This is a genomic window from Ectopseudomonas guguanensis, assembly GCF_900104265.1.
Taxonomy (GTDB): domain Bacteria; phylum Pseudomonadota; class Gammaproteobacteria; order Pseudomonadales; family Pseudomonadaceae; genus Aquipseudomonas; species Aquipseudomonas guguanensis.
Genome location: NZ_FNJJ01000007.1, coordinates 255051 through 277481 on the forward strand (window position 1 = coordinate 255051; position 22431 = coordinate 277481).

The 22431-nt window shown below is 64.5% G+C and carries 25 protein-coding genes; 12 read left to right on the forward strand and 13 right to left on the reverse strand.

Going from position 1 to position 22431, the window contains the following annotated elements:
* Position 1: 1 nt before the first annotated feature.
* Positions 2-646 (reverse strand): phosphoribosylglycinamide formyltransferase, encoded by a 645-nt coding sequence (gene purN, locus BLS61_RS12560; RefSeq protein ID WP_090431302.1) that lies wholly within the window; start codon positions 644-646, stop codon positions 2-4.
* Positions 646-1704, reverse strand: coding sequence for a phosphoribosylformylglycinamidine cyclo-ligase (gene purM, locus BLS61_RS12565; protein ID WP_090431304.1), 1059 nt, complete (start codon positions 1702-1704; stop codon positions 646-648). The genes purN and purM overlap by 1 nt, the downstream gene beginning before the upstream one ends.
* A 237-nt stretch (positions 1705-1941) precedes the next feature.
* On the opposite strand from purM, the gene BLS61_RS12570 reads away from it, so the two are divergent.
* From BLS61_RS12570 to hda, 3 genes are all read left to right on the forward strand, one after another.
* On the forward strand, positions 1942-2985 hold the full coding sequence (locus tag BLS61_RS12570) for a DUF2066 domain-containing protein (RefSeq protein ID WP_090431306.1): 1044 nt from the start codon (positions 1942-1944) through the stop codon (positions 2983-2985).
* A 71-nt stretch (positions 2986-3056) separates the two neighbouring features.
* Positions 3057-4139: an AI-2E family transporter gene (locus BLS61_RS12575; protein WP_090431308.1), complete on the forward strand. Its 1083-nt coding sequence runs from the start codon at positions 3057-3059 to the stop codon at positions 4137-4139.
* Complete coding sequence (hda, locus tag BLS61_RS12580) at positions 4136-4840, forward strand: DnaA regulatory inactivator Hda (RefSeq protein WP_090431311.1); 705 nt, start codon at positions 4136-4138, stop codon at positions 4838-4840. Before BLS61_RS12575 ends, hda begins: the two co-directional genes overlap by 4 nt.
* 94 nt (positions 4841-4934) lie before the next feature.
* Here hda and BLS61_RS12585 read toward each other — a convergent pair whose 3' ends face one another.
* The 4 genes from BLS61_RS12585 to arsC are packed head-to-tail and all read right to left on the reverse strand — an operon-like array spanning position 4935 to position 6959.
* Complete coding sequence (locus BLS61_RS12585) at positions 4935-5600, reverse strand: alpha/beta fold hydrolase (RefSeq protein ID WP_090431313.1); 666 nt, start codon at positions 5598-5600, stop codon at positions 4935-4937.
* Complete coding sequence (locus tag BLS61_RS12590) at positions 5600-6010, reverse strand: DUF2069 domain-containing protein (RefSeq protein WP_090431316.1); 411 nt, start codon at positions 6008-6010, stop codon at positions 5600-5602. The genes BLS61_RS12585 and BLS61_RS12590 overlap by 1 nt, the downstream gene beginning before the upstream one ends.
* A 2-nt stretch (positions 6011-6012) precedes the next feature.
* Positions 6013-6609, reverse strand: coding sequence for an NAD(P)H:quinone oxidoreductase (gene wrbA, locus BLS61_RS12595; protein ID WP_090431318.1), 597 nt, complete (start codon positions 6607-6609; stop codon positions 6013-6015).
* Positions 6606-6959 carry an arsenate reductase (glutaredoxin) gene (arsC, locus tag BLS61_RS12600; RefSeq protein ID WP_090431320.1) on the reverse strand — a complete coding sequence of 118 codons (354 nt, stop codon included), beginning with the start codon at positions 6957-6959 and terminating at the stop codon, positions 6606-6608. The genes wrbA and arsC overlap by 4 nt, the downstream gene beginning before the upstream one ends.
* 135 nt (positions 6960-7094) lie before the next feature.
* Between arsC and BLS61_RS12605 the strand changes: the two genes are divergently transcribed.
* Together BLS61_RS12605 and BLS61_RS12610 are read left to right on the forward strand one after the other, a co-directional pair.
* The gene (locus tag BLS61_RS12605; protein ID WP_090431323.1) at positions 7095-8312 is read left to right on the forward strand and encodes a YihY family inner membrane protein; all 1218 of its coding nucleotides are present in this window, start codon (positions 7095-7097) and stop codon (positions 8310-8312) included.
* A 217-nt stretch (positions 8313-8529) separates the two neighbouring features.
* Positions 8530-8730 (forward strand): hypothetical protein, encoded by a 201-nt coding sequence (locus BLS61_RS12610; protein WP_090431324.1) that lies wholly within the window; start codon positions 8530-8532, stop codon positions 8728-8730.
* A gap of 48 nt (positions 8731-8778) precedes the next feature.
* On the opposite strand, the gene BLS61_RS12615 is transcribed toward BLS61_RS12610, so the two are convergent.
* Positions 8779-9171: a hypothetical protein gene (locus tag BLS61_RS12615; protein WP_090431326.1), complete on the reverse strand. Its 393-nt coding sequence runs from the start codon at positions 9169-9171 to the stop codon at positions 8779-8781.
* A gap of 114 nt (positions 9172-9285) precedes the next feature.
* Positions 9286-10692: a PilZ domain-containing protein gene (locus BLS61_RS12620; RefSeq protein ID WP_090431328.1), complete on the reverse strand. Its 1407-nt coding sequence runs from the start codon at positions 10690-10692 to the stop codon at positions 9286-9288.
* Positions 10693-10722: 30 nt separating this feature from the next.
* On the opposite strand from BLS61_RS12620, the gene BLS61_RS12625 reads away from it, so the two are divergent.
* The 5 genes from BLS61_RS12625 (at position 10723) to BLS61_RS12645 (ending at position 15312) form a co-directional block, all read left to right on the forward strand.
* The gene (locus BLS61_RS12625) at positions 10723-11199 is read left to right on the forward strand and encodes a TlpA disulfide reductase family protein (RefSeq protein ID WP_208598798.1); all 477 of its coding nucleotides are present in this window, start codon (positions 10723-10725) and stop codon (positions 11197-11199) included.
* Between the two features lie 99 nt (positions 11200-11298).
* Positions 11299-12471 carry an MFS transporter gene (locus BLS61_RS12630; protein WP_090431330.1) on the forward strand — a complete coding sequence of 391 codons (1173 nt, stop codon included), beginning with the start codon at positions 11299-11301 and terminating at the stop codon, positions 12469-12471.
* A 112-nt stretch (positions 12472-12583) separates the two neighbouring features.
* Positions 12584-13189: a porin family protein gene (locus tag BLS61_RS12635; protein WP_244157945.1), complete on the forward strand. Its 606-nt coding sequence runs from the start codon at positions 12584-12586 to the stop codon at positions 13187-13189.
* Positions 13190-13255: 66 nt separating this feature from the next.
* The gene (locus tag BLS61_RS12640; RefSeq protein WP_090431332.1) at positions 13256-13933 is read left to right on the forward strand and encodes a response regulator transcription factor; all 678 of its coding nucleotides are present in this window, start codon (positions 13256-13258) and stop codon (positions 13931-13933) included.
* The gene (locus BLS61_RS12645) at positions 13930-15312 is read left to right on the forward strand and encodes an ATP-binding protein (RefSeq protein ID WP_090431334.1); all 1383 of its coding nucleotides are present in this window, start codon (positions 13930-13932) and stop codon (positions 15310-15312) included. The genes BLS61_RS12640 and BLS61_RS12645 overlap by 4 nt, the downstream gene beginning before the upstream one ends.
* 46 nt (positions 15313-15358) lie before the next feature.
* Here the strand turns inward: BLS61_RS12645 and BLS61_RS24020 are convergent, their stop codons facing one another.
* Both BLS61_RS24020 and BLS61_RS12655 read right to left on the reverse strand, forming a co-directional pair.
* Positions 15359-16669: a methyl-accepting chemotaxis protein gene (locus BLS61_RS24020; RefSeq protein ID WP_090431336.1), complete on the reverse strand. Its 1311-nt coding sequence runs from the start codon at positions 16667-16669 to the stop codon at positions 15359-15361.
* A gap of 103 nt (positions 16670-16772) precedes the next feature.
* Entirely contained in the window at positions 16773-17771 is a 999-nt protein-coding gene (locus BLS61_RS12655) for an AraC family transcriptional regulator (RefSeq protein ID WP_090431338.1), read from the reverse strand.
* A 162-nt stretch (positions 17772-17933) separates the two neighbouring features.
* On the opposite strand from BLS61_RS12655, the gene BLS61_RS12660 reads away from it, so the two are divergent.
* On the forward strand, positions 17934-19073 hold the full coding sequence (locus tag BLS61_RS12660) for an acyl-CoA dehydrogenase family protein (RefSeq protein ID WP_090431340.1): 1140 nt from the start codon (positions 17934-17936) through the stop codon (positions 19071-19073).
* A gap of 94 nt (positions 19074-19167) precedes the next feature.
* The gene (locus BLS61_RS12665) at positions 19168-20349 is read left to right on the forward strand and encodes a CaiB/BaiF CoA transferase family protein (RefSeq protein WP_090431342.1); all 1182 of its coding nucleotides are present in this window, start codon (positions 19168-19170) and stop codon (positions 20347-20349) included.
* Between the two features lie 96 nt (positions 20350-20445).
* On the opposite strand, the gene BLS61_RS12670 is transcribed toward BLS61_RS12665, so the two are convergent.
* The 3 genes from BLS61_RS12670 to BLS61_RS12680 form a co-directional block, all read right to left on the reverse strand.
* Positions 20446-20940 carry a SprT family zinc-dependent metalloprotease gene (locus BLS61_RS12670; RefSeq protein WP_090431344.1) on the reverse strand — a complete coding sequence of 165 codons (495 nt, stop codon included), beginning with the start codon at positions 20938-20940 and terminating at the stop codon, positions 20446-20448.
* Between the two features lie 62 nt (positions 20941-21002).
* Positions 21003-21668 (reverse strand): Yip1 family protein, encoded by a 666-nt coding sequence (locus BLS61_RS12675; protein ID WP_090431346.1) that lies wholly within the window; start codon positions 21666-21668, stop codon positions 21003-21005.
* A 135-nt stretch (positions 21669-21803) separates the two neighbouring features.
* Positions 21804-22403 carry a Yip1 family protein gene (locus BLS61_RS12680; RefSeq protein ID WP_090431348.1) on the reverse strand — a complete coding sequence of 200 codons (600 nt, stop codon included), beginning with the start codon at positions 22401-22403 and terminating at the stop codon, positions 21804-21806.
* Positions 22404-22431: the final 28 nt, after the last annotated feature.

Here is a 22431-nt window from a genome sequence, read left to right on the forward strand (position 1 = left end):
CCTAGGTTCGAATCAGGTGGCCGCTGGCGGGCAGCGGCTCGCCGTCCAGCATTGCGCCTTGGGCGCCAAGACGCAAGCGGCCTTCGGCAAACCAGCGTACGGCCAGCGGGTAGATCTGGTGTTCCTGCTGGTGCACGCGGCTGGCCAGGCTTTCGGCCGTGTCGTCTGCCATCACTGGCAACACAGCTTGTACGACCAGAGGGCCACCATCGAGTTCCTCGGTGACGAAGTGCACGCTGCAGCCGTGCTCGCTATCGCCGGCCTCCAGCGCTCGCTGATGGGTGTGCAGCCCCTTGTGCCTGGGCAGCAGCGAAGGGTGGATGTTGAGCAGACGCCCGGCGTAGTGCTGAACGAAGCCTGGCGTGAGAATGCGCATGAAACCGGCCAGCACCACCAGGTCGGGCTGGTGGGCCTCGATGGCCTGGATCAGGGCTGCATCGAAGGCTTCGCGGCCGTCGAACTGCTTGTGGTCAAGCAGTTCGGTGGCGATGCCGGCCTGTTTCGCCCGTTGCAGGCCGTAGGCATCGGCGCGGTTGGAGATAACCGCGCCGATGCGAGCCGGATTGCCGTCTTGGGCGACGCTGTCGATCAGCGCCTGCAGGTTGCTGCCTGACCCGGAGATCAGGACGACGACATTGCAGGGCATCAGTGGCTTTTCAGGTTGTTCAGCTGAACCTGGGCCGCGCCTGCCGCCGCCTCGGTGATCTGGCCGATGACCCAGGGCTGCTCGCCGCTGGCGCGCAGGCTGGCCAGGGCTGCTTCGACCTGATCCTGGGCGACGCAGATGACCATGCCGACGCCACAGTTCAGTACGCGGTGCATTTCATGCTCGTCGACGTTGCCTTGTTCCTGCAGCCAGTCGAACACGGCCGGGCGATTCCAGCTGGCGACGTCGATCACCGCCTGGGCGCCTTGAGGCAGTACGCGCGGGATGTTGTCCAGCAGGCCGCCACCAGTGATGTGGGCCATGGCCTTGACCGCACCGGTGTCCTTGATCAGCTTGAGCAGCGGCTTGACGTAGATGCGGGTCGGCGCCATCAGCAGGTCGGCCAGGGCCTTGCCGTCCAGTTGCACCTGCTCGATATCGGCGCCGGACACTTCGATGATCTTGCGGATCAGCGAGTAGCCGTTGGAGTGCGGGCCGGAGGAGGGCAGGGCGATCAGCGCGTCGCCGGTGACGACCTTGGAGCCGTCGATGATTTCGCTCTTTTCCACCACGCCGACGCAGAAGCCGGCCAGGTCGTAGTCTTCGCCTTCGTACATGCCCGGCATTTCGGCGGTTTCACCACCGACCAGGGAGCAGCCAGCCAGCTCACAGCCGGCACCAATGCCGGTGACCACGGTGGCCGCCACGTCGACGTTGAGCTTGCCGGTGGCGTAGTAGTCGAGGAAGAACAGCGGCTCGGCGCCACAGACCACCAGGTCGTTGACGCACATGGCGACCAGATCCTGGCCGATGCTGTCGTGCTTGTTCAGGTTCAGCGCCAGGCGCAGCTTGGTGCCCACACCGTCTGTGCCGGAGACCAGTACCGGCTGCTTGTAGCCGGCCGGAATCTCGCACAGGGCGCCGAAACCGCCCAGGCCACCCATGACTTCCGGACGGGCAGTGCGCTTGGCGACGCCTTTGATGCGCTCGACCAGGGCTTCACCGGCATCGATGTCGACGCCTGCGTCCTTGTAGCTGATGGAGGGTTGCTTGCTCATAGATCCGGGCCTTTGGATGGGAGTTCGTGTAGGCGCCGACGTGGCGCAGGCTCTTCCAAAGAGCCCGGCGCGCGTACCGGCTGGCGAAGGCGCGCGATTTTATCAGGCTTGCCCGGTAGCGGCCACTCGCGTGCATGCGCTTCGTCGCGGGCAGTGGCTCAGGTTGCCGGGGCAGGGGCGGCTGTTTAAGGTATAGGCCTTTGCGCCCGCCCCCATCCCTTTGCGAGATCCCGCCCCATGCGTCTGTCTGCCCGCCTGCTGCTGTTCTGTCTGTCGCTTCTGAGCCTGTCGGCATTGGCCGCGCCGGTTGCCGGCCTGTATCAGGTCCGTGAACCGGTGGCGGACCAGCAGCCGGAAAGCCGTGATGCAGCAATGCAGAAAGCTTTGCAGACCCTGGTGCTGCGCCTGACGGGCGATGCCAAGGCGCTGCAGAACCCGGCGCTGGAAGGGTTGCGCAAGGACCCGCAGCAGATCGTCAGCCAGTACGGTTTCGAAGGCGAGGCGCTGCTGGTCGAGTTCGATCCGGCCAGTACCGACCGACAGTTGCGCCAGGCCGGTCTGGCATTGTGGGGCGCCAATCGTCCGGCCATCCTGGCCTGGTGGCTCAACGAGTCGCCGGAGGGCAGCCAACTGGTCGGCGAGAGCCAGAGCGCTTCGGCGTCGCTGCGCGATGCCGCTCAGCATCGTGGTCTGCCGCTGCGTTTGCCATTGGCCGATCTGAGCGAGCAGGCGCTGGGCAGTGCCGATGTTTTGCTGGCCAACGATCCCCAGGCGCTGCGCGAGGCGTCCGAGCGCTATGGCGCCGATGCCCTGCTGGCGGTGCGCGCCGCCGAGAGCGGCGGCAGCTGGCAGGCGACCTGGCGCCTGTGGCTGGGGGATGAGCGTGAGCAGGGCAAGGCCGAAGGCGCGGACAGGGCCGCGCTGGCCGATGCGGTGATGCTGGCCGTGGCCGAGCGCCTGGCGCCGCGTTTCGTGGTCAAACCGGGCGCGGCGCAAAGCCTGACGCTGGTGGTCGAAGGGGCCGACCTGAGTCGTTTCGCGGCGCTGGAGCGCCTGCTCGAACCCTTCGCCGCGCGCTTGCAGGAGATCGATGGGCAACGCCTGGTCTATCAGGTCAGTGCCAGCCCGGAGCAACTGCGTGCCCAGCTTGCGTTGGCTCAGTTGCAGGAAGTCAGCGAGCCGCTCGATGCCGCTGAACCGGTGCAGAATCCGCAGGAGAGTCCCAAGGATGAGGCGCCTCAGGTGAAGCCGCGCACCGATCAGCTGCGCTTTCGCTGGTAGAATCCCACCGGTAAGACACAGCCCTGTTTCACGGCGCCTTTCAGGCGCCGTTTCGCATCGAGGACGCGAGCATGACCGATTCCACCCGCTGGCTATGGATGGCTGGGCTGTTTCTGCTTGGCTGGCTCCTGTATCTGTTGCACCCGATTCTTTCTCCATTTCTGGTGGGCATTCTGCTGGCCTATCTGGGCGACCCTCTGGTCGACCGCCTCGAACGGCATCGTCTGTCGCGTACCGGCGGCGTGGTCGTGGTATTCGCCCTGTTCGCAATGCTGTTGCTGATTCTTCTGCTGGTGCTGGTGCCCATGCTGGGGCGGCAATTGGTGCGCCTGTATCAGCTGGCGCCGGAGATGCTCGACTGGCTGCAGGGCACCGCCTTGCCCTGGTCGCAATCGCATCTCGGCTTGCAGGATAACCTGCTGCAGCTCGATCAGCTCAAGCAGGTATTCGCCGACAACATCGGCAAGACCACCGACGTGCTCAGGGTGTTGCTGGCCCAGGCGACCTCCTCGGGGCTGGCGCTGCTGGCCTGGCTGGGCAACCTGCTGCTGATTCCGGTGGTGAGCTTCTACCTGATGCGTGACTGGGATGTGCTGGTCGAACGGGTGCGCCGTTTGCTGCCGCGTCAGCGCGAGGGCCTGGTGGTCAAGCTGGCCGGCGAATGCCATGAAGTGCTCGGTGCCTTCCTGCGCGGCCAGTTGCTGGTGATGCTGGCCTTGAGCGTGATCTACTCCGTCGGCCTGATGCTGGTGGGCCTGGAGCTGGGCCTGTTGATCGGTGTGCTGGCCGGACTGGCGAGCATCGTGCCCTACATGGGGTTCATCGTCGGTATCGGGGCAGCGCTGAGTGCGGCGCTGTTCCAGTTCGGCCTCGAGCCCTATCCGCTGATCGGCATCGGTGTGGTGTTCATGATCGGTCAGTTGCTCGAAGGCATGGTGCTGACTCCCATGCTGGTGGGCGATCGCATCGGTTTGCATCCGGTCGCGGTGATCTTCGCCATCCTCGCCGGTGGCCAGCTGTTCGGCTTTACCGGCGTGCTGCTCGCCTTGCCGGTGGCTGCGGTGATCATGGTTCTGCTGCGCCATGCTCATGATTTGTATAAACTTTCCGGCCTTTATGGAGAGACAAGCGGTTCCCACGAGCCCCCAGCATGAAACCTATCCAGCTGCCTCTGGGGGTGCGTCTGCGCGACGACGCCACCTTCGCCAACTACTACCCCGGCGCCAACGCCGCGGCCCTGGGCTATGTCGAGCGTCTGTGCGAGGCCGACGCCGGCTGGACGGAAAGCCTGATCTACCTATGGGGTGCACAAGGCGTCGGGCGCAGCCATCTGCTGCAGGCGGCCTGCCTGCGCTTCGAACAGCGTGGCGAGGCGGTGGTGTATCTGCCGCTCGGCGAGGTGGTGCAGCACGGTCCGGAGCTGCTCGACAATCTCGAATTGTGTGAGCTGGTCTGCCTCGATGATCTCGATGCGGTGGCGGGGCGCAGCGACTGGGAAGAAGGCTTGTTCCACCTGTTCAACCGTCTGCGTGACAGCGGTCGACGCCTGCTGCTGGCCGGCACCATGTCGCCGCGCGAGTTGCCGATTCAGTTGCCTGACCTCAAATCCCGGCTGACCCTGGCGCTGGTTTTCCAGCTGCACGAACTGTCCGATGAGGACAAACTGCGCGCCCTGCAATTGCGCGCCTCGCGTCGCGGTTTGCAGATGAGCGACGAAGTCGGCCGCTTCATCCTCACCCGCGGTGAGCGCAGCATGAGCGCGCTGTTCGAACTTCTCGAGCGCCTCGATCAGGCCTCGCTGCAGGCCCAGCGCAAGCTGACCATTCCCTTTCTCAAGGAAACGCTGGGCTGGTAGGGGGCTGCAAGCCTCAAGCTGCAGGCTTCAGGCTTCAGGCTTCAGGCTACAAGCAAGAGCGCAGCCGCAGCCCGAATTCAGTCCTGCGGACTTTCTAGCCCTGGATGAACTCGACGATTGCATTGGCGCAGGCCTGTGGCCGCGTCTGCAGGATGAAGTGCGGGCCATCCAGGCGTATCTGGCGGATGTCGGTGCAGGCCTTGGACAGTCGTTCTGCAGTGCTGTCGGCGACCAGGCGATCCTGCTGTGGCCAGAGGTGTAGGCAGGGTAGATCCAGGGTTTGCGTTGGTGCTTGCAGGCTGGCCAGTGTCGCCAGTCGCGTGCGCAGCAGCCTTGGATCCAGCCGGCGAATTTCTCTTTGCACCCGTTGCAGCATGTGCGCGTCTGCCGTTTTATCCAGGCACAGGGTGCGCAGCAACCAGGGCTGTGTGGCCAGTGCATTGGGGATCGGCAGATGCGCGAGCAGGGTCAGAGCAGGATTGGGCCGGCTCAGGAACGAGGCGGCGAAGATCACGCCGCGCAGCCCGGTGGGCTGGCGCAGGGCTAACTGGTAGGCCAGAGGGCCGGAAAACGATTCGCCCAGCAATGCGAAAGGAGTGGTACCCAGCTGCTCCATTAGTGCGTCGGCCAGGCTGGGATAATCCTGCGGCCCTTGTTCCGGCAGGCTCAGTGGCCAGCAGTCGATGCCCGCGAGAGTCTCGAGCAAGGGCGCGAAGAGGGCGCTGCTGCCATTGAGGCCAGGCAGCAGCACCAGGCGCATCAGGCTTCCCCGGCCTTCTTGCGGTCGTACTGAAAGCGCCAGCGGGTGTAGAGCAGGGCGCAGCAGAACAGGCCGAAGCTGATCACCGCCTCCAGGGCGCCGAACAGCGCGCGTGCCGGGTCGATGGCGGCGAGTATGCCCTGGATGAAGTAGAGGTTGACCACGAAGCAGGCCCAGGCATGAGCACGGGCGTTGCCCATGAGTATGCCGGGCGCGAGCAGGGCCAGTGGCAGCAACTGGATCGCCAGCACCACGCCGACGCGGGCGCCATGCAGGTCGGCGAAGGCCAGGTTCCATACCAGCAGCAGGGTCAGCAGGGCAATGAAGCTGAACAGGCTCAGCGCTCGGCTGAGTTTGACCCGCGGCTCCAGCCATTCGAGGCTGGGCAGGGGTTTCTTGGCTCGGGCCACGATCAGTGCTCCAGTTTGCCGGCGATCTGCGCCAGGCGTTGGCCCAGTGCTCGGCACAGGGCAACTTCATGTTCGTCCAGCGCGCGTTTGCCGTCGCCACCGGCGTGGTGGCTGGGGCCGTAGGGCGTGCCGCCGCCGCGGGTTTTGAGCAGGGCCGATTCGCTGTACGGCAGGCCGCACAGCAACATGCCGTGGTGCAGCAACGGCAGCATCATCGACAGCAGGGTGGTTTCCTGACCGCCATGCAGGCTGGCGGTGGACGTGAACACGCCGGCCGGTTTGCCTACCAGCTCGCCGGTGAGCCACAGGCTGCTGGTGCCGTCGAGGAAATACTTGAGCGGCGCTGCCATGTTGCCGAAACGGGTCGGGCTACCCAGGGCCAGGCCGGAGCAGTGCTTCAAATCGTCCAGGGTAGCGTAGATGGCGCCATCCTCGGGCACGCTGGGTGCCACGGCCTCGCATTCGCTGGATACCGCCGGCACCGTGCGCAGGCGTGCTTCCATGCCAGCCATCTCGACGCCGCGGGCGATCTGTCTGGCCATCTGCGCAGTGGCGCCATGGCGGCTGTAGTAGAGCACCAGGATATAGGGCGTTCTCATGCCAGCAGCTCCAGGACTTTCTCCGGTGGACGGCCGACCACGGCCTTGTCGCCAGCGATCAGAATCGGGCGCTCGATCAGCTTGGGATGCTGGACCATGGCTTCGATCAGTTGCGCTTCGCTCAGGCTGGTATCGCTCAGGCCCAGTGTCTTGTACTCGTCCTCACCGCTGCGCAGCAGGTCACGGGCGGTGATGCCCAGCTTGCCCAGCAGGCTCTTGAGTTCGCTGGCGCTGGGTGGCGTTTCCAGATAGCGCACTACATTCGGTTGCACGCCGCGGGCTTCCAGCAGTTCCAGCGCACCGCGAGATTTGGAGCAGCGCGGGTTGTGATAGAGGGTCAGGTCGGTCATGGTGGCTCGCATCCGGCTTGAAGTGGCGGCTATTCTAACCGCCTGATGCGCGGATGCACGCGAACCGACCGCTGCTTCGTGCGACCTTTTCACGCGGTGCGCTGTCTGTTCAGGTTTGGGGACTAAGGAGAGGTCATGCAGGTTCGTCTCAAGGACTGGCTGGGATTCTGGCTCAGTCTTTACAAGCGCTTCATGGCGAATCGCGGCGCAGGCAATGCCGCGGCGCTGACCTACACCACGCTGTTCGCCGTGGTGCCGATGATGACCGTGACCTTCGCCATGCTCTCGGCGGTTCCGGCGTTCCAGGGCGTCGGCGAAGAGATCCAGGGCTTCATCTTCCACAACTTCGTACCCTCGACCGGCGAGACGGTGCAGGAATATCTGCGCGAGTTCACCACCCAGGCGCGGCAACTGACCTGGTTCGGCGTGGGCCTGCTGGCAGTGACCGCCTTCCTCATGCTGGTGACCATCGAGAAGACTTTCAACGTGATCTGGCGGGTGCGCCAGCCGCGTCGTGGCATGTCCAGCTTCCTGCTCTACTGGGCGATTCTCAGCCTCGGCCCGTTGCTGCTCGGCGCCGGTTTCGCGGTCAGTACCTACATCGCCTCGCTGTCGCTGATCTCCGGGCCGGATGCCGTGGTCGGTGCCAAGACGCTGCTGGGTTTCACGCCGCTGCTGTCGAGCTTCGCCGCCTTCACGCTGCTCTACGCGGCGGTTCCCAATACCCGCGTGCCGCTGCGCCACGCACTGCTTGGCGGCCTGTTCAGCGCCGTGCTGTTCGAGATCGCCAAGGCGCTGTTCGGCCTCTACGTGCGGCTTTTTCCCGGCTATCACCTGATCTATGGCGCCTTCGCCACGGTGCCGCTGTTTCTGGTATGGATCTACCTGTCCTGGCTGATCGTGCTGCTCGGCGCCGAGCTGGTCTACGGCCTTTCGCAGCCACGCCACTGGCGCCGTGATCCTGTCCCCAAGGGCCTGATATTGCTGGTGGTGCTGCGTCTGCTGCTCAAGCGTCAGCAGAAGGGTGAAGCCCTGCATTACGGCGACATGCAGCGCGCGGGCTGGCGCCTGCCCGAGGATGAATGGGGACAGGTGCTGGATTTCCTCGAGCGCGAGCATCTGGCCTGCAAGGCAGGCGGTGGAGGCTGGGTGTTGTGCCGGGATCTGCATACCTTCCCTGTTCATCAGTTGCTCGAGTGCAGCCCATGGCCATTGCCGAGTCTGTCGCAGCTCCCTGCTCAGCTCGACGAGCCCTGGTATCCGGCCTTGCGCGAGGGTCTCCAGCGCCTGCAGGCCGAGCGTGAGGCACAATTCGGCACCAGCCTGGCGGACTGGCTGACCGGCAAGGGCTGACAGGAGCCCCGTGGGGCGATACTGACGTGGCGAGCATGCCAGGTGCGAGGTGACAAAAAACGTCAGTTAAGGGCCTTGTGCCGTTGCGCCGTGGCCCTGGCGCGGGGCTGGACGTCAATGAATGCGGTGCCGCGAGGGTGGCACGCTTCTGGCTATCGCAGGAGTAGTTGCTATCGAACTGCCAGCAGGGCAGGGATCGCTAAGGACGCATGCAGTAATGACAGGTAAAGACCGGGTAATCCACCTCCATCGTCGCGACCCGCAGGAAGCGCTGACGCGGCTCAACCGTATTACCGGGCTGCGTTTCGCCCGCTGGCCGGAATCGCTGCTCGAGCACGCCGTCAGCGAGAGCCTTCAACCCGAAGCGGCCGATGCGAGCTCGCAGCCTTCGCCCAGTGCAGAGGTCTCCTCTGCCTGAAAGCAAAAACCCCGCGACGCTGCGCGGGGTTTTCTCTGTCTTCCTGCCTCAGGCCATGGCCTGGCGGCTCTCGCTATTGGCCAATTCGACGGCCTGCACGAAGAATTCCTCGACTATCAGGCTTTGCGCCGGCACGGCCGAGCGCAGACGTACCTGCATGTCTTCGATCTTCTGCCGCACCGGCATGCGCGCGATGCCCGAGAGCAGGATCTTGCCGTGTGCGTTGACCTTGCCATGATCGACGCTGACTTCGCGGCGTTTGTCGCCGTCGCGATAGCTCACCAGCAGCGATACCGGCAGGTTGGCCAGGCCGGGTAGCTGCAGCCAGGTTGCTACGTTGAATTCGGCGACGCGTCCCTCGTAGGGAGTGAGCTGCAGGCGGGCATCCTCGACGATGCGCGAGGGTACGGAGCCGATCAGCTTGTCTGGCGCTTGAGACATGGCGAAATTCCAGGCTGGGTGAGACTTGAGTGCCAGGAATTATAAGCAGCCGCCCATTGGCGAAACTGTGCACTCGACAGGCAGGGCACGTGACTGGGGTCGCAGTTTCGCGTATCAGGCCAGACGCAGCGGATGACGAGTGACTGCGGAAGTCTGCAGGTTGCTTTCCGGAAGCGGCAGGATCGCCTGGTTATGCACGCTGGCGAGCTGCAGCCAGAGGTGTTCGCCTGAGGCGAACTGGCCATTGGGCAGCCATAGACCATGATGCCAGCCGTTGCCCGGTGCCGGAGTGCTCTGCAACACGCCGGGATGGGTTTGTGCATTGGGCGCGCGGCGTAGCCAGACCGGTCTTGGCAGACCTTTCAGGTAGCGCAGTCCCAGATGCAGCCCTTCGCTGCCCTGATGACGCCAACGCACCAATGCCAGTGTGGGCGTGCCATCGGTGAGCAACAGCACCAGTTGCCCTACCTGCAGTTGCCCGCCTTCGTTGATATTGCACAGCAGGCGCGCGCCGCCGGGGCTGGCATCGAGCAGTTGCGCCTCGGTACGCTGCGGCAGTTTGTCGAGCAACTGCGCATGGATGGCGGGCAGGCCGATCACCAGGCTGCAGTGGCCGTCCAGCTCGGCGCGTTCATGGCGACGCTGCTGGCGTCCCAGCCAGTGATGGCGTACCCGTTCCAGCAACTGGTGTTCCTCGGCGCTTTGCAGGGGCGCCGGTTCGTCCAGGGCGATCAGCAGCGCGCCCAGTTCGAAGCGGCGCAGATTGCCGACCTCACCCTCGACAGGCTGTTCGAAGCCCAGGCAGGCCTGGGACTGGCTGAGATCGACCAGGGGACCTTCGGCGTCGTCCTCTTCGTCCCAGGCCTGCAGCCTGGCCTGCGCAGCCAGCGGCGCGAGTGCGCTGAACAGGGTCAGGCACTCGCCCTCGTCGAGGTGGAACGGGTTGCTCAGGGCCAGCAGCAGCATCTGCTGGTACAGCCCGCGCAGGGTGCTCGCCGGTTTCGGCTCGAAGGCGGCCGCCACGGGTTCGTCCAGGCACTGCTGATGCTCGCCGATCCAGTACAGCAGGTGGCTGTCACGCCAGAGCGCCGGCGGTGGCTCCTGATACAGCTGGTAATGGCGCAGCAGCTGCTGGGCGAGGAAATGCTGGGCCATGTACAGGCACCAGGCCAGGTGCGGCATCGACGGCTGGCGGCCCTGCAGGATCTGCAGCAGCAGACGCTTGAAGCCGATCGCCAACTCGCCGCACAGGCGCACGAACAGCGTGCTGGGCGGATGCTGGCGCTTGGCGAGGCTGGCGTAGTGGCGATATTCGTCACTGAAGCTTTGCAGCGCACGCTGCCTTTCCAGTAAGGTCAGGCCGCTGCGATTGAGCGTGAACAGCAGCCCCAGCACCTGTTGCAGGCCATGCTCCGGTTCCAGCAGGCGCGCGGCTGCGAGTCGCTGGGCGATCTCCGCCGGCGCAAGGCTGTTGTCCTCGCGGATATCCGGTACTTCCAGGCGCAGTGCATTCAGCGTCATATCAACCCCGAGTGGACGAGGATCGAGTACATGGGCTTACGGCTCCGGATTGTCGGCAAGGCTGTTTTGGGTATCTGCGCCGGTCTGCTGCTGGCGGCTTGTGCCGAGGATTTCGGCCCTGATCAGCATGGACGAAAGGTAACGGCTGCCAGCCTCGATGGCCAGTGGCTGATCATTAATTATTGGGCCGAATGGTGTGCACCCTGCCGCACGGAAATACCCGAGCTCAATGCTCTGGAAGAAGCGCTGAAAAGCCGGTCGGCGCGCGTGATCGGCGTCAACTTCGATGCCCTGCAGGGCGATGACCTCAAGCGTGCGGCAGACAGCTTCGACATTCGCTTCACCGTGCTGGCGCAGGACCCGGCAGGGCGTTTCGAGCTGCCGCGCAACGATGTCCTGCCGGTGACCTATATAGTCGATGCCGACGGCAAGCTGCGCGAGCGACTGGTCGGTGAGCAGACCTCGGCGGGGCTGCAGGAGCACCTGAAGCGCCTGCGCGGTCAGTAGCAGGCGAGAAAAACCGCCGAGATGGGCAGTCGCTGCGATAGATAGCATGCTAAGCTTTTGCTCCGGCCGAACCTGCGCCGTGCTTCATGAGTCTGCCTGATGTCCGCTACCCATCTCACCCGTGGCAGCGCCGGTTATCGGCGTGCCACTCTGGCGCTGTTCTGCGCCGGCTTCGCCACCTTCGCCATGCTCTATTGCGTGCAGCCGTTGCTGCCGCTGCTGGCCGCGCACTTTCGCGTGTCGGCGGCCAGCAGCAGTCTGGCGCTGTCGCTGACCACCCTGAGTCTGGCGCTGAGCCTGCTGGTATCCGGCGCCCTGGCCGAGAGCTGGGGGCGCAAGCCGGTGATGGCCGCGGCGCTGGGGTTGGCGGCGCTGCTGGGGATTGCCTGTGCGCTGGTGGAGGAGTGGGGCACGCTGCTGATGCTGCGTGCGCTGCTAGGGTTGGCGCTGAGCGGTCTTCCGGCGCTGGCCATGGCCTATGTGGGCGAGGAGTTCGACCCCGAAGCGCTGCCTGCCGCCATGGGGCTGTACATCGGCGGTACGGCGCTGGGCGGTCTGCTCGGGCGCCTGCTGGCCGGCCTGCTCAGCGATATCGGTGGCTGGCCCTGGGCATTGGGCGGCATCGCCGGGCTCGGCTTGCTGGCGTTGGGGCTGTTCCTCTGGCTGTTGCCGCCTTCGCGGCATTTCACCGCGCAGCCATTGTCCCTGCGCGGGCTGCTGGGCAATTTCGTTCTGCACCTGAGCAATCCGCGCCTGCGCCTGCTGTTCACCCTGGCCTTTCTGCTGATGGGCGGCTTCGTGGCGCTGTTCAACTACGTCGGCTTTCGTCTGGCCGGCGCGCCGTTCAACTTGTCTGCCACGGTGATCGGCCTGCTGTTCACCGTCTATCTGCTGGGTATCTTCAGCGCCGGCTGGGCCGGGCGCCTGGTCCCGCGATTCGGTGCGCGCCAGGTGCTGCATGGCGGCATCGCGCTGATGCTGCTGGGGGTGGCCCTGTGCGCGGCGCCCTGGTTGAGCGCTGCGGTGGTCGGTCTGGCATTGTTCACCCTCGGCTTCTTCGCCGCTCACGCAGTCGCCAGCGGCCAGGTTGGTACCCATGCGCAGGGGGCCAAGGCGCAGGCCTCGGCGTTGTATCTGTGCGCCTATTACCTGGGCTCGAGCCTGGTGGGCTACGTCGGCGGTTATGTCTGGGAACATGCCGGTTGGCTGGCCTTGCTCGGCGTTCTGGCCTCGCTGTTCGTCGTCGCGATGCTGCTGGTACGTAAGATTTAGCTTGTTTGCCGCTCGTTCAGTGCAGGTTCAAGGAGGGTTCAGCGGGTATTCAGTAGTCTTCCCGCAGACTTGTTGTCGAGTTGATGAAAACCGCAACGAGAGGAATGACTCGATGAAAATCACCCTGAACCGTATCGCATTCGCTACCTGCCTGGCACTGGGCGCAACCGCTGCCCAGGCCAACGACAACTTCGTCGGCCTGACCTGGGGCCAGACCGACAACAACATCCAGAAGTCCAGCGCGCTGAACGCCAATCTCGGTAACCCCAAGCTGGACAAGGTGATCAACGGCGAGGGCACCTGGGGCATCCGTGCCGGCCAGAAGACCGCCGATGGCCGTTACTACGCGACCTACGAGAACGTCTCCGACACCTACAGTGGCTACAAGCTGCGTCAGCAGAATCTGCTCGGCAGCTACGACATGTTCGTCCCGCTGGGTGACAACAACACCAAGCTGTTCGGTGGCGTTACCGCCGGCCTGGTCAAGCTGGAGCAGGAGAGCCGCGGCTTCTCCCGCGATAGCGATATCGGATTTGCCGCGGGCCTGCAGGCCGGTATCCTTCAGGAACTGAACAGCAACACCTCGATCGAAGCGGGCTATCGTTACCTGCGTACCAACGCCAGCACGGAAATGGCGCCGCACGGCGCGGGCAAGGCAGGATCGCTGGACCTGCACAGCAGCTCGCAGCTTTACCTCGGTGCCAACTTCGCCTTCTGACGGCGGCTTAGCGTTACCAGGCCGGGCATCGCCCGGCCTTCGTTCAACTGAAAAAGGGAGAGTCTCATGAAATTGCTGGTGGTGGAGGATGAGGCGCTGCTGCGTCATCATCTGTTCACTCGCCTCAGTGAAAACGGGCACGTGGTGGATGCCGTGCGCACTGCCGAAGAGGCGTTGTATCGAGCTGAGTCCTTCAACCATGACCTGGCTCTGGTCGATCTCGGTCTGCCGGGCATGAGCGGCATCGATCTGATTCGTCAGCTGCGCAGCCAGGACAAGAACTTTCCGATCCTGATCCTCACCGCGCGCGGCAACTGGCAGGACAAGGTCGAAGGCCTCTCCTGCGGCGCTGACGACTATCTGGTCAAACCCTTCCAGTTCGAAGAATTGGAGGCGCGTTTGAATGCTCTGCTGCGGCGCTCTTCCGGCTTCACCAAGTCCACCATCGAGGCCGGCTCGCTGGTGCTGGACCTCAATCGCAAGCAGGCCATGGTGGACGAGCAGTCCCTGCAACTGACGGCCTACGAGTACCGCATCCTCGAATACCTCATGCTGCACCACCAGCAGGTGGTGGCCAAGGAGCGCCTGATGGAGCAGCTCTACCCCGGCGATGACGAGCGTGACCCGAATGTCATAGAAGTGCTGGTCGGGCGCCTGCGGCGCAAGCTGGAGGCCGTGCTGGGCGGCAAGCCGATCGAAACCGTGCGTGGCCAGGGCTACATGTTCAACGAGCGCTGCAAGTGAGGCGAGCGCGCGCCTTCCTGCGCAAGCTGCGCATCCGCTTCGGTTCCCTGCGCCTGCGCCTGATGCTCGCCAGTGCGGCGCTGGCGATGTTGTTCATGCTGCTGCTCATGCCCGTGCTGCAGGGCGTTTTCCTCATGGCCCTGGAGCAGACCGTGGAAAAGCGTCTGGCCTCCGACGCGGCTGCGCTGATCTCCGCTGCGCGCATTCAGGACGGCCAGTTGCACATGCCGGACAAGATGCCGGATGAAGAATTCGACAACCTCGATTCACACCTGCTGGGCTTCATCTTCGATCGCGAAGGCCAGATGATCTGGCGTTCGCGCTCCTCCATCGATGAGCTGGTGCGCTACCTGCCGCGCTACGACGGCCGCGGCCATGAGTTCGTGCGGATTCGTGACGACAGTGGCCAGGAATACTTCGTGTACGACATCGAAGTGGATCTGCTGCGCGGCGATCAAACCGCCCTGAGCATCGTCACCATGCAGCCGACACGCGAGTATGAGGGGCTGTTCAACGGTTTCGCCTGGCAACTGCGCCTGTGGCTGGGGATCGCACTGCTGGTGCTGCTGGGCCTGCTCTGGTTCGGCCTGACCTGGGGCTTTCGCAGCTTGCGCGGCCTCAGCGACGAGCTCGATGGCGTGGAGGCGGGCACTCGCCAGCGCCTGAGCGACGAGCATCCGCGCGAACTGCTGCGCCTGACCAATTCCCTCAACCGCCTGCTCGACAGCGAGCGGCGTCAGCGCGAGCGTTATCGCGATTCGCTGGAGGACCTCGCCCATAGCCTGAAAACACCGCTCAGTGTGCTCCAGGGCATCGGCGAAACCCTCGCCGTGCAACCGGAGAATCGTGAGCAGGCGCAGTTGATGCAGGCGCAGATCGAACGCATGAGCCAGCAGGTCGGCTATCAGTTGCAGCGCGCCAGCCTGCGCCGCAGCGGCCTGGTGCGTCATCGCGAACAGGTCTGGCCGCTGCTCGACGGCCTGTGCCGTTCGCTGGACAAGGTCTACCGCGACAAGCGCGTCGAAGCGACGCTGGAGGTACCCCAGCACAGCCAGATCACCATGGAGCGTGGCGCTCTGATGGAGCTGCTGGGCAACCTGCTGGAGAATGCCTACCGCCTCTGCCTGCAGCGCGTGCGCGTCAGGCTCAAACCGCTGGCCGACGGTTGCCTGATCACTATCGAAGACGACGGCCCCGGCGTCCCGCAGCATCAGCGTGCGCGAGTATTGCAGCGTGGTGAACGTCTCGATGTGCAGAATCCGGGGCAGGGCATCGGCCTGGCGGTGGTGGAAGACATCGTCGAAAGCTACGACGGCGAGCTGAGCCTGGAGGATTCCGAGCTCGGTGGTGCCTGTTTCAGGGTGCGCCTGTACGACTGAGTAGGGCGCTCTGCGCTAGCGGTCAAAGCTGTCAGGCCGGCTGCATCTAGAGTTGCGTCGCGAACCGCTCCACCGCGCTGACCACGTGCTTGGCGCCTTCCTGAATTTCCGCGATCACCTGGCCGGCCTGGGCGGAAAGCTCCAGGCCGCGCTCGGCCTGCGTCCTGCCACGGTCGATCAGCCCCACCGCGCGCTCGGCCAGCTCCTGATTCTGCCCGACCACCTGGGTGATTTCCTCCGTCGCTGCGCTGGTTCGCGACGCCAGCTGGCGCACTTCATCGGCCACCACGGCGAAACCACGCCCCTGCTCGCCGGCACGTGCCGCCTCGATGGCGGCATTGAGCGCCAGCAGATTGGTCTGATCGGCGATGCTGCTGATGTTCTTGACGATGGAGCCGATGACCTGCGACTGCTTGTCCAGGGCCTCTATGCCCTGCGCCGCCTGCTGCATGCGGGCCGACAGTTCACGCATGGCGTCGAGCATCTGCTGCACCACCGAGGCGCCGTTCTGGGCGCTGGCGTCGGTGCTTTTCGAGGTTTCGAAGGCGATCCCGGCCGCTTCGGCGATCGCACGCTCGCGGTTGACCTGATCAGTGATCACCGTGGCGAATTTCACCACCTTGTACAGATTGCCCTGCGCGTCGGTGACCGGGTTGTAGGAAGCTTCCAGCCAGACCTCGCGGCCGTGCGCGTCGACGCGCTTGAAGCGGCCGGCGACGAATTCGCCGCGCCGCAGCTGCTCCCAGAAGCGCTGATATTCCGGCGTGGCGGTCATGGCGGGGTCGCAGAACATGCGGTGGTGCTTGCCCTGTATCTGCGCCAGGGTGTAGCCCATGGAGTCGAGAAAGGGCTTGTTGGCGGTGAGAATCTCGCCGGCGAGGCTGAACTCGATGACCGCGGTGGAGCGCTGCAGGGCATTGACCAGATTCTCGTGCTCACGCGATGCGACGATGGTACGTGTCAGGTCGCTGGCGTAAATGGAGAAGAACTGGATCTGCCCCTGGCTGTTGCGTACCGGCTGCAGGATCGAGCGCAGCCAGGCTTCCTGACCGTCGCCGCGCTTGAGGCGAATGACACCGGCCAGATGCTCGCCGCGTTCGAGGGCGTGACGAACGCGGTGGTGGAAATCGAGGTTGCGCACCTGCTCCGGGATCAGCTCCAGCAGCGAGCGGCCGCGCAACTGTTCGGCACGGTAGTGCATTTCCGTCTCGAAGTTGGCATTGACCTTGTCGATGCGACCCTGCGGGTCGAGGGTCAGGGCGATCATTTCGTCGTCGAGGCTGGCACGCACCTGTTGGAACAGCGACAGTTCTTCGCGTAATGCCTTCACCTCTTGCTTGAGTCGGGTCGTGAACATCGGGGCAGGCCTTTGCCGGGAGTTGACGTCATCGACTTAATGTTTAGGGCATTACCGCGCAGAGCGCCAAGGCAAATGTTTCCGCATGTGGCAGCGCTCGCCATCAGCCTTCCTGCGCCCGATACGCCCCGGGTGTCAGCCCCGTCCACTTCTTGAACGCGCGGTGAAAGGCCGAGGGCTCGGAGAAGCCAAGCTGTTCGGCGATATCCTGGATCGCCAGTTCGTCGCGGCCCAGGTGGTAGATGGCCAGGTCACGGCGCAGGTGGTCCTTGAGTTCCTGGAAGCTGGTGCCTTCTTCGCGCAGGTGGCGACGCAGGGTCTGCGGGCTGGTATGCAACTGCTGGGCGACCTGTTCCAGGTCGGGCCAGGTGCGACAGTCACGGCCGAGCAGGCGACGGATCTGGCTGATCAGGCTGTCGCCGCCATCGGGGCGGGCCAGCAGGTCGGCGGGAGAGTGCTGGAGAAACTGCTTGAGCGTGCGTTCGTCCTGCAGCAGCGGCATCGCCAGGTAGCGCGCGTGGAACAGCAGGCTGGTCTGCCCGGCGGCAAAGCGCCGGTTGCAGGGGAACAGCAATTCGTATTCGGCGGCATGCGCGGGCTCGGGATAGGCGAAGGTGGCTTCTTCCAGGCGGATGCGCTGGCCGATCAGCCAACTGCCGAGGCGATGCCAGATCACCAGCAGGCTCTCCAGCAGAAAATGATCCGGGTCCCACAGCGTGCTGTCGTCCACGCTCAGCCGCGCCCAGTCGCCTTCGCGTTGCAGGCAGATGCCCGGTGCGTCGGGAAACAGGCCATAGAACATCGCCCCGCGGCTCAGGGCCTTCTCCAGACTGCGGCAGTGGATGATGGCGTGGCCCATCATGGCGAAGGTGCCGCGCTTGCTCGGCTGGCGGCCGAAGCCGAGGTATTCGTCGTCCAGCGCTTCCCACAGCAGCTGCATCAGGCGGGCGAACTGCTCCGGTGCGATGCGTGCCCGCGGCTCGATGAGCACCGCGCTCTGGATGCCGGCCTGGCGCAGGATCGCCTCGCAGGCCAGACCCTGGCGCTCGGCGCCGCGCAGGGCGGCGCGGACGAAATGGCTGGCGATGGTGCGTTCGCGCATGCTGGGTTTCCAGATCGGGGGTGGCCGATGGTAGTCAGCAGCTCTCGAGCAGAGCAAGCCAGCCGAGCGATTGGGTCAAGCGAGGCTGAGCGCATGGGTCATTGAGGGGCCGCGAGGCGGCCCTTAACCTCCGGGAGATAACAACAGCGGAGGACCCGCCCCATGCAACGCAACCATTTCGACACCGAGCACAACCTGTTCCGCGATGCCTTCGCGGCGTTTCTGGACAAGGAGGTGGTGCCCCATCAGGAGGCCTGGGAGGAGGCCGGCGTGGTGGATCGCAGCGTGTGGCGCAAGGCTGGCGAGATGGGCTTTCTGCTGCCCTGGGCGGATGAGGAATACGGCGGTGCGGGGCTCAGGGATTTTCGCTACGAGCAGATCATGTGCGAGGAGCTGGCGCGGATCAACGAACCGGGTTTCATGATCCCGCTGCACTCGGCGCTGTGCGGCCCCTATATTGCCGAGTACGGCAGCCCGGAGCAGAAGGCGCGCTGGCTGCCCGGCATCATCCGTGGCGAGACCATCCTTGCCGTGGCCATGACCGAGCCGTCTGCCGGCTCCGACCTGGCCGGCATGCGCACCACTGCGCTGGACAAGGGCGACCACTGGCTGCTCAACGGTTCCAAGGTGTTCATCTCCAATGGTTACCTGGCCGATCTGGTGATAGTCGCGGCCAAGACCGATCCGGCCAACAAGCACGCCATGGGCCTGTTCCTGGTGGAGCGCGGCATGCCCGGTTTCGAGCGCGGCAGGAAACTGAAGAAACTCGGCATGCACAGCCAGGACACCGCCGAGCTGTTCTTCAATGACGTCAAGGTGCCCAAGGAAAACCTCTTGGGCGATGCCAAGGGCGGCTTCTTCTACCTCATGAACATGCTCGCCCAGGAGCGGCTGACCAACGCCTGTGGCGCGGTGGCCGGTGCCGAGGCGGCGCTGCAGACCACCATCGACTACGTCAGGGAGCGCCAGGCCTTCGGCCGCCCGGTGGCGCACTTTCAGAACACCCGTTTCAAGCTGGCCGAGATGCGCACGCAGATCGACGTGGCGCAGGTCTTCACCGACCGCTGCGTGCTGGACCACAACCAGAAGAAGCTCACCCCGGAAGTGGCCGCCGAGGCCAAGCTGTTCACCACCGAACTGCTCGGCAAGGTGGTCGACGAGGGGGTGCAACTGCACGGCGGCTGGGGCTACATGTGGGAGTACCCGATCTGCAAGATGTACGCGAACGCGCGGATTCAGCGGATCTTCGCCGGCACTTCGGAGATCATGAAGGAGATCATCAGTCGCGGGATGAAGCTGTAAGAACCTGCAGCCCCGCGTTGAGTCAGGAGTAAGCCGGTAAGCGTCAGCCCGGAGCGCATCCGGGCGACCTCGAATAAGCCAATCTGGAGTCACCATGTCCGGACCCTTGTCATCGCTGAAGATTCTCGATTTTTCCACCCTGCTGCCGGGGCCGTTCGCCTCGCTGCTGCTGGCCGACATGGGCGCCGAGGTGCTGCGTGTTGAGTCGCCCACGCGCATGGACCTGGTGCGCGTGCTGCCGCCGCATGATGGCGGAACGTCCACCAGCCATGCCTATCTGAACCGCAACAAACGTAGCATCGCCCTGGACCTCAAACGCCCCGAGGCCGTGGAAGTGGTGAAGCAACTGGTGAGCGAGTACGACATCCTGCTCGAGCAGTTCCGCCCAGGTGTGATGGACAAGCTGGGCCTCGGCTACGAGGCGCTCAAGGCGATCAACCCGCGGCTGATCTACGTGTCGATCACCGGCTACGGCCAGAGCGGGCCTTATCGTGATCGCGCCGGGCATGACATCAACTACCTGGCGTTGGCCGGCATCGCCAGCTACACCGGGCGTCGCGACAGCGGCCCGTTGCCGCTGGGCGTACAGCTGGCCGATCTGGCCGGTGGCTCGCTGCATGGGGTGATCGGCCTGCTTGCAGCCGTTGTGCAGCGCCAGGTCAGCGGCGTGGGGCAGCAGGTCGATGTGAGCATGACCGACTGCGCCTTCAGCCTGCATGGCATGGCTGGGGCAGGTTATCTCGGCGGTGGGGTGGAGCCCGGCATGGAAAACCAGGCGCTCAATGGCGGCAGCTTCTATGACTACTACCGCACACGCGATGGTCGCTGGTTTTCCGTCGGCAGCCTGGAGCCGCAGTTCATGCAGCAGTTCTGCGCCGCCATCGGCCGGCCCGAGCTGGCGGCGCGTGGCCTGTCGCAGAAGCCCGAGGATCAGCGTGCGCTCAAGCGCGAGATCGAGATCGAATTCGAGAAACGCGATTTCGCGCAGTGGTGCGAAGTCTTTGCTGGGCTGGATGCGTGCGCCGAGCCCATGCTGCCTTTGTCCGAAGCGGTACGCCATCCGCAGATCAGGGCGCGCGAGCTGGTCGTCGAGGTGCCGCGCGAAGGCTTGCCGGCCCAGGCGCAACTGGCCTGCCCGCTGAAGTTCTCCGAGGGTTTGCCGCCGCCCCGGCATGTGGGCGTGGCAGTTGGCGCGCATACCGAACAGGTGCTGGCCGAGCTGGGTTATGACGCTGAACGGATCGCGGCCTTGAGGGCTGCAAGGGCGTTGGGTTGAATCTGGCCCCTGTCGGTGCGCACAGCGCACCCTACGGGAGTTCGAGGCGGGCGTAGGGTGCGCTGTGCGCACCACGGCGTTATGGCATGGTCCCCATCACTCCTGGCGCTGCTGGCCGGTGAACTGCAGCGTCGCCTTGCAGCGTCTGCAGTAGTAGCGGCGCCCCTTGGCCACCAGCGCATGACGCTGAGCGGAGAAGGGAAACTCGCCATCCACGCAGCGGCAGCGATAGATGAAGCGGGCCACCTTGCGCCGTTCGACCTCGTAGCTGTGGCAACGATGCGGTGGCAGCTCGTAGACGCCGCGCATGATCAGCTGCCACTCCTCGCCATGCGGCTGGATGCGCGGGCCGAACAGCTGATGGGCGATCATGTGGGCCACTTCATGGGGCACCGTCTGGCGCAGGAAGTCCTCGTGGTTGTCGCGGTACAGCTGCAGGTTGAAGCGCAGCTTGTTCTCCGTGAGATGCGCGACCCCCGCCTTCTGCCCGCGCAACTTGAAGCTGATCTCGGGGCGGGTGAAGCGTTGCTTGAAGAAGGCTTCCGCCTGCTGATAGCAGGCTTCGACGCGGGCGTGGATCTGTTCGGGCATGGACTGACGCAAGGGCGGGCTGAGGGCCGATTATGCCGCAAGCGGCCCGCCCTGCGCAGGCCTCACTCGTCTGTTGCTGGTGCCTGCATCCGCTCCTGTTGCGTACCGCGGCTCTGGTCCTGTTGCACCGTCCGCTGATAGTCGGGTTCCAGGGTGAGGGTCCAGAACAGGATGGCGCTGACCAGAATGGTCACCACCACCAGCAGACCGACGCCGATCATCGAGGAGGCGTAGAGAAAGCCCTGCTGGTTGTCGATGCGCATGAAGCGCGGCAGGCCGACATAGAACAGGTAGGAGGTATGCGCGCAGGCCGCCAGCAGAACCAGTATCGCCAGCCAGCGAGTGGGGTAGAGCCCGGCGATGCCGGCCAGAAAGAAGGGCGTGCAGGCATAGGCGATGAAACCGATGCACTGGTTGAAGGTGGGCCTGGCCTTGAATGTGCGTGACATGTAGCGCAGGAAGTAGCCCATGATGCCGACGCCGATCAGCGTCGCCACATAGATCAGCGCACTCAGTTGCAGCGCGCTGATCGCCTCCAGGCGAATGCGCTCCTGATCCACCAGGCTCCAGCCCATCCAATGGGTGCCGATGAACAGGCAGACCGCTGGCAACAGGCTGAACAGCAACAGGTAGGGCAGGTAATTGGCGCTGTTACGTTCCTCGTCCTGGCGAATTGCCGTCCAGGCGCGATCCGGGCGGGTGAGAAGGGTATAGAGGTTCGCATACATGGTCTGTCCATCCACTGACTGCCTTTATAGGTGGGGCAGTCATCGCGGCGCAGGGTTCAACTCAAATTCCCGCCAATGCGACAGACAAGAAAACGGCCGCCCGAAGGCGGCCTGTGGTTGCGATGCCCAAGGCAATCAGCTGGTATAGACCGGGCCGATCCCCATGCCCCAGAGGATCACCGAGCTGGCGATCATCGCCACCAGCACCACCAGACCCACCGCCAGCACCGAGCTGGAGAACATGAAACCCTCGTCTTCGGGAATGTTCATGAAGGTCGGTATGCCGACATAGAGCAGGTAGACGGTGTAGCAGATGGCGACCGTGCCTACGATCATGCCCAGCCACAGGTGCGGGTAGAGCGCTGCCAGACCGCCGATGAACAGCGGGGTAGCGGTATAGGCCGCGAACACGACGCACTGGGTGAAGGTCGGATTGGCGTCATAGGTACGTGCCATCCAGTGGATGAAGGCGCCCATCACGGCTACGCCAGCGAGCATCGCCAGGTAGGACATGATGGTCATCACCATCGCACTGCCCTCGGTGAGCATGACCGGCGCTCGGTCGCCGATGGCCCAGCCAACCTGGGTGGTGCCGATATAGGCCGAGATGGCGGGGATCGCCGCGAGAATCAGTACGTGGGTCAGGTACATGTGGCTGATGGTTTCTTCCTCGCCACGAATTTCTTGCCATTCTTGGTCGGGATGGGTGAAGAGCCCCCAAACGTGGTGGATCATGCCAGACACCTCCTTTTCTTATGACGGT

Bases quoted from the DNA above. Each gene is read 5' to 3' on its own strand.
- purN (WP_090431302.1), bottom strand. From the start codon at position 646: ATGCCCTGCAATGTCGTCGTCCTGATCTCCGGGTCAGGCAGCAACCTG.
- purM (WP_090431304.1), bottom strand. From the start codon at position 1,704: ATGAGCAAGCAACCCTCCATCAGCTACAAGGACGCAGGCGTCGACATC.
- BLS61_RS12570 (WP_090431306.1), top strand. From the start codon at position 1,942: ATGCGTCTGTCTGCCCGCCTGCTGCTGTTCTGTCTGTCGCTTCTGAGC.
- BLS61_RS12575 (WP_090431308.1), top strand. From the start codon at position 3,057: ATGACCGATTCCACCCGCTGGCTATGGATGGCTGGGCTGTTTCTGCTT.
- hda (WP_090431311.1), top strand. From the start codon at position 4,136: ATGAAACCTATCCAGCTGCCTCTGGGGGTGCGTCTGCGCGACGACGCC.
- BLS61_RS12585 (WP_090431313.1), bottom strand. From the start codon at position 5,600: ATGCGCCTGGTGCTGCTGCCTGGCCTCAATGGCAGCAGCGCCCTCTTC.
- wrbA (WP_090431318.1), bottom strand. From the start codon at position 6,609: ATGAGAACGCCCTATATCCTGGTGCTCTACTACAGCCGCCATGGCGCC.
- arsC (WP_090431320.1), bottom strand. From the start codon at position 6,959: ATGACCGACCTGACCCTCTATCACAACCCGCGCTGCTCCAAATCTCGC.
- BLS61_RS12605 (WP_090431323.1), top strand. From the start codon at position 7,095: ATGCAGGTTCGTCTCAAGGACTGGCTGGGATTCTGGCTCAGTCTTTAC.
- BLS61_RS12610 (WP_090431324.1), top strand. From the start codon at position 8,530: ATGACAGGTAAAGACCGGGTAATCCACCTCCATCGTCGCGACCCGCAG.
- BLS61_RS12615 (WP_090431326.1), bottom strand. From the start codon at position 9,171: ATGTCTCAAGCGCCAGACAAGCTGATCGGCTCCGTACCCTCGCGCATC.
- BLS61_RS12620 (WP_090431328.1), bottom strand. From the start codon at position 10,692: ATGACGCTGAATGCACTGCGCCTGGAAGTACCGGATATCCGCGAGGAC.
- BLS61_RS12625 (WP_208598798.1), top strand. From the start codon at position 10,723: ATGGGCTTACGGCTCCGGATTGTCGGCAAGGCTGTTTTGGGTATCTGC.
- BLS61_RS12630 (WP_090431330.1), top strand. From the start codon at position 11,299: ATGTCCGCTACCCATCTCACCCGTGGCAGCGCCGGTTATCGGCGTGCC.
- BLS61_RS12635 (WP_244157945.1), top strand. From the start codon at position 12,584: ATGAAAATCACCCTGAACCGTATCGCATTCGCTACCTGCCTGGCACTG.
- BLS61_RS12640 (WP_090431332.1), top strand. From the start codon at position 13,256: ATGAAATTGCTGGTGGTGGAGGATGAGGCGCTGCTGCGTCATCATCTG.
- BLS61_RS24020 (WP_090431336.1), bottom strand. From the start codon at position 16,669: ATGTTCACGACCCGACTCAAGCAAGAGGTGAAGGCATTACGCGAAGAA.
- BLS61_RS12655 (WP_090431338.1), bottom strand. From the start codon at position 17,771: ATGCGCGAACGCACCATCGCCAGCCATTTCGTCCGCGCCGCCCTGCGC.
- BLS61_RS12660 (WP_090431340.1), top strand. From the start codon at position 17,934: ATGCAACGCAACCATTTCGACACCGAGCACAACCTGTTCCGCGATGCC.
- BLS61_RS12665 (WP_090431342.1), top strand. From the start codon at position 19,168: ATGTCCGGACCCTTGTCATCGCTGAAGATTCTCGATTTTTCCACCCTG.
- BLS61_RS12670 (WP_090431344.1), bottom strand. From the start codon at position 20,940: ATGCCCGAACAGATCCACGCCCGCGTCGAAGCCTGCTATCAGCAGGCG.
- BLS61_RS12675 (WP_090431346.1), bottom strand. From the start codon at position 21,668: ATGTATGCGAACCTCTATACCCTTCTCACCCGCCCGGATCGCGCCTGG.
- BLS61_RS12680 (WP_090431348.1), bottom strand. From the start codon at position 22,403: ATGATCCACCACGTTTGGGGGCTCTTCACCCATCCCGACCAAGAATGG.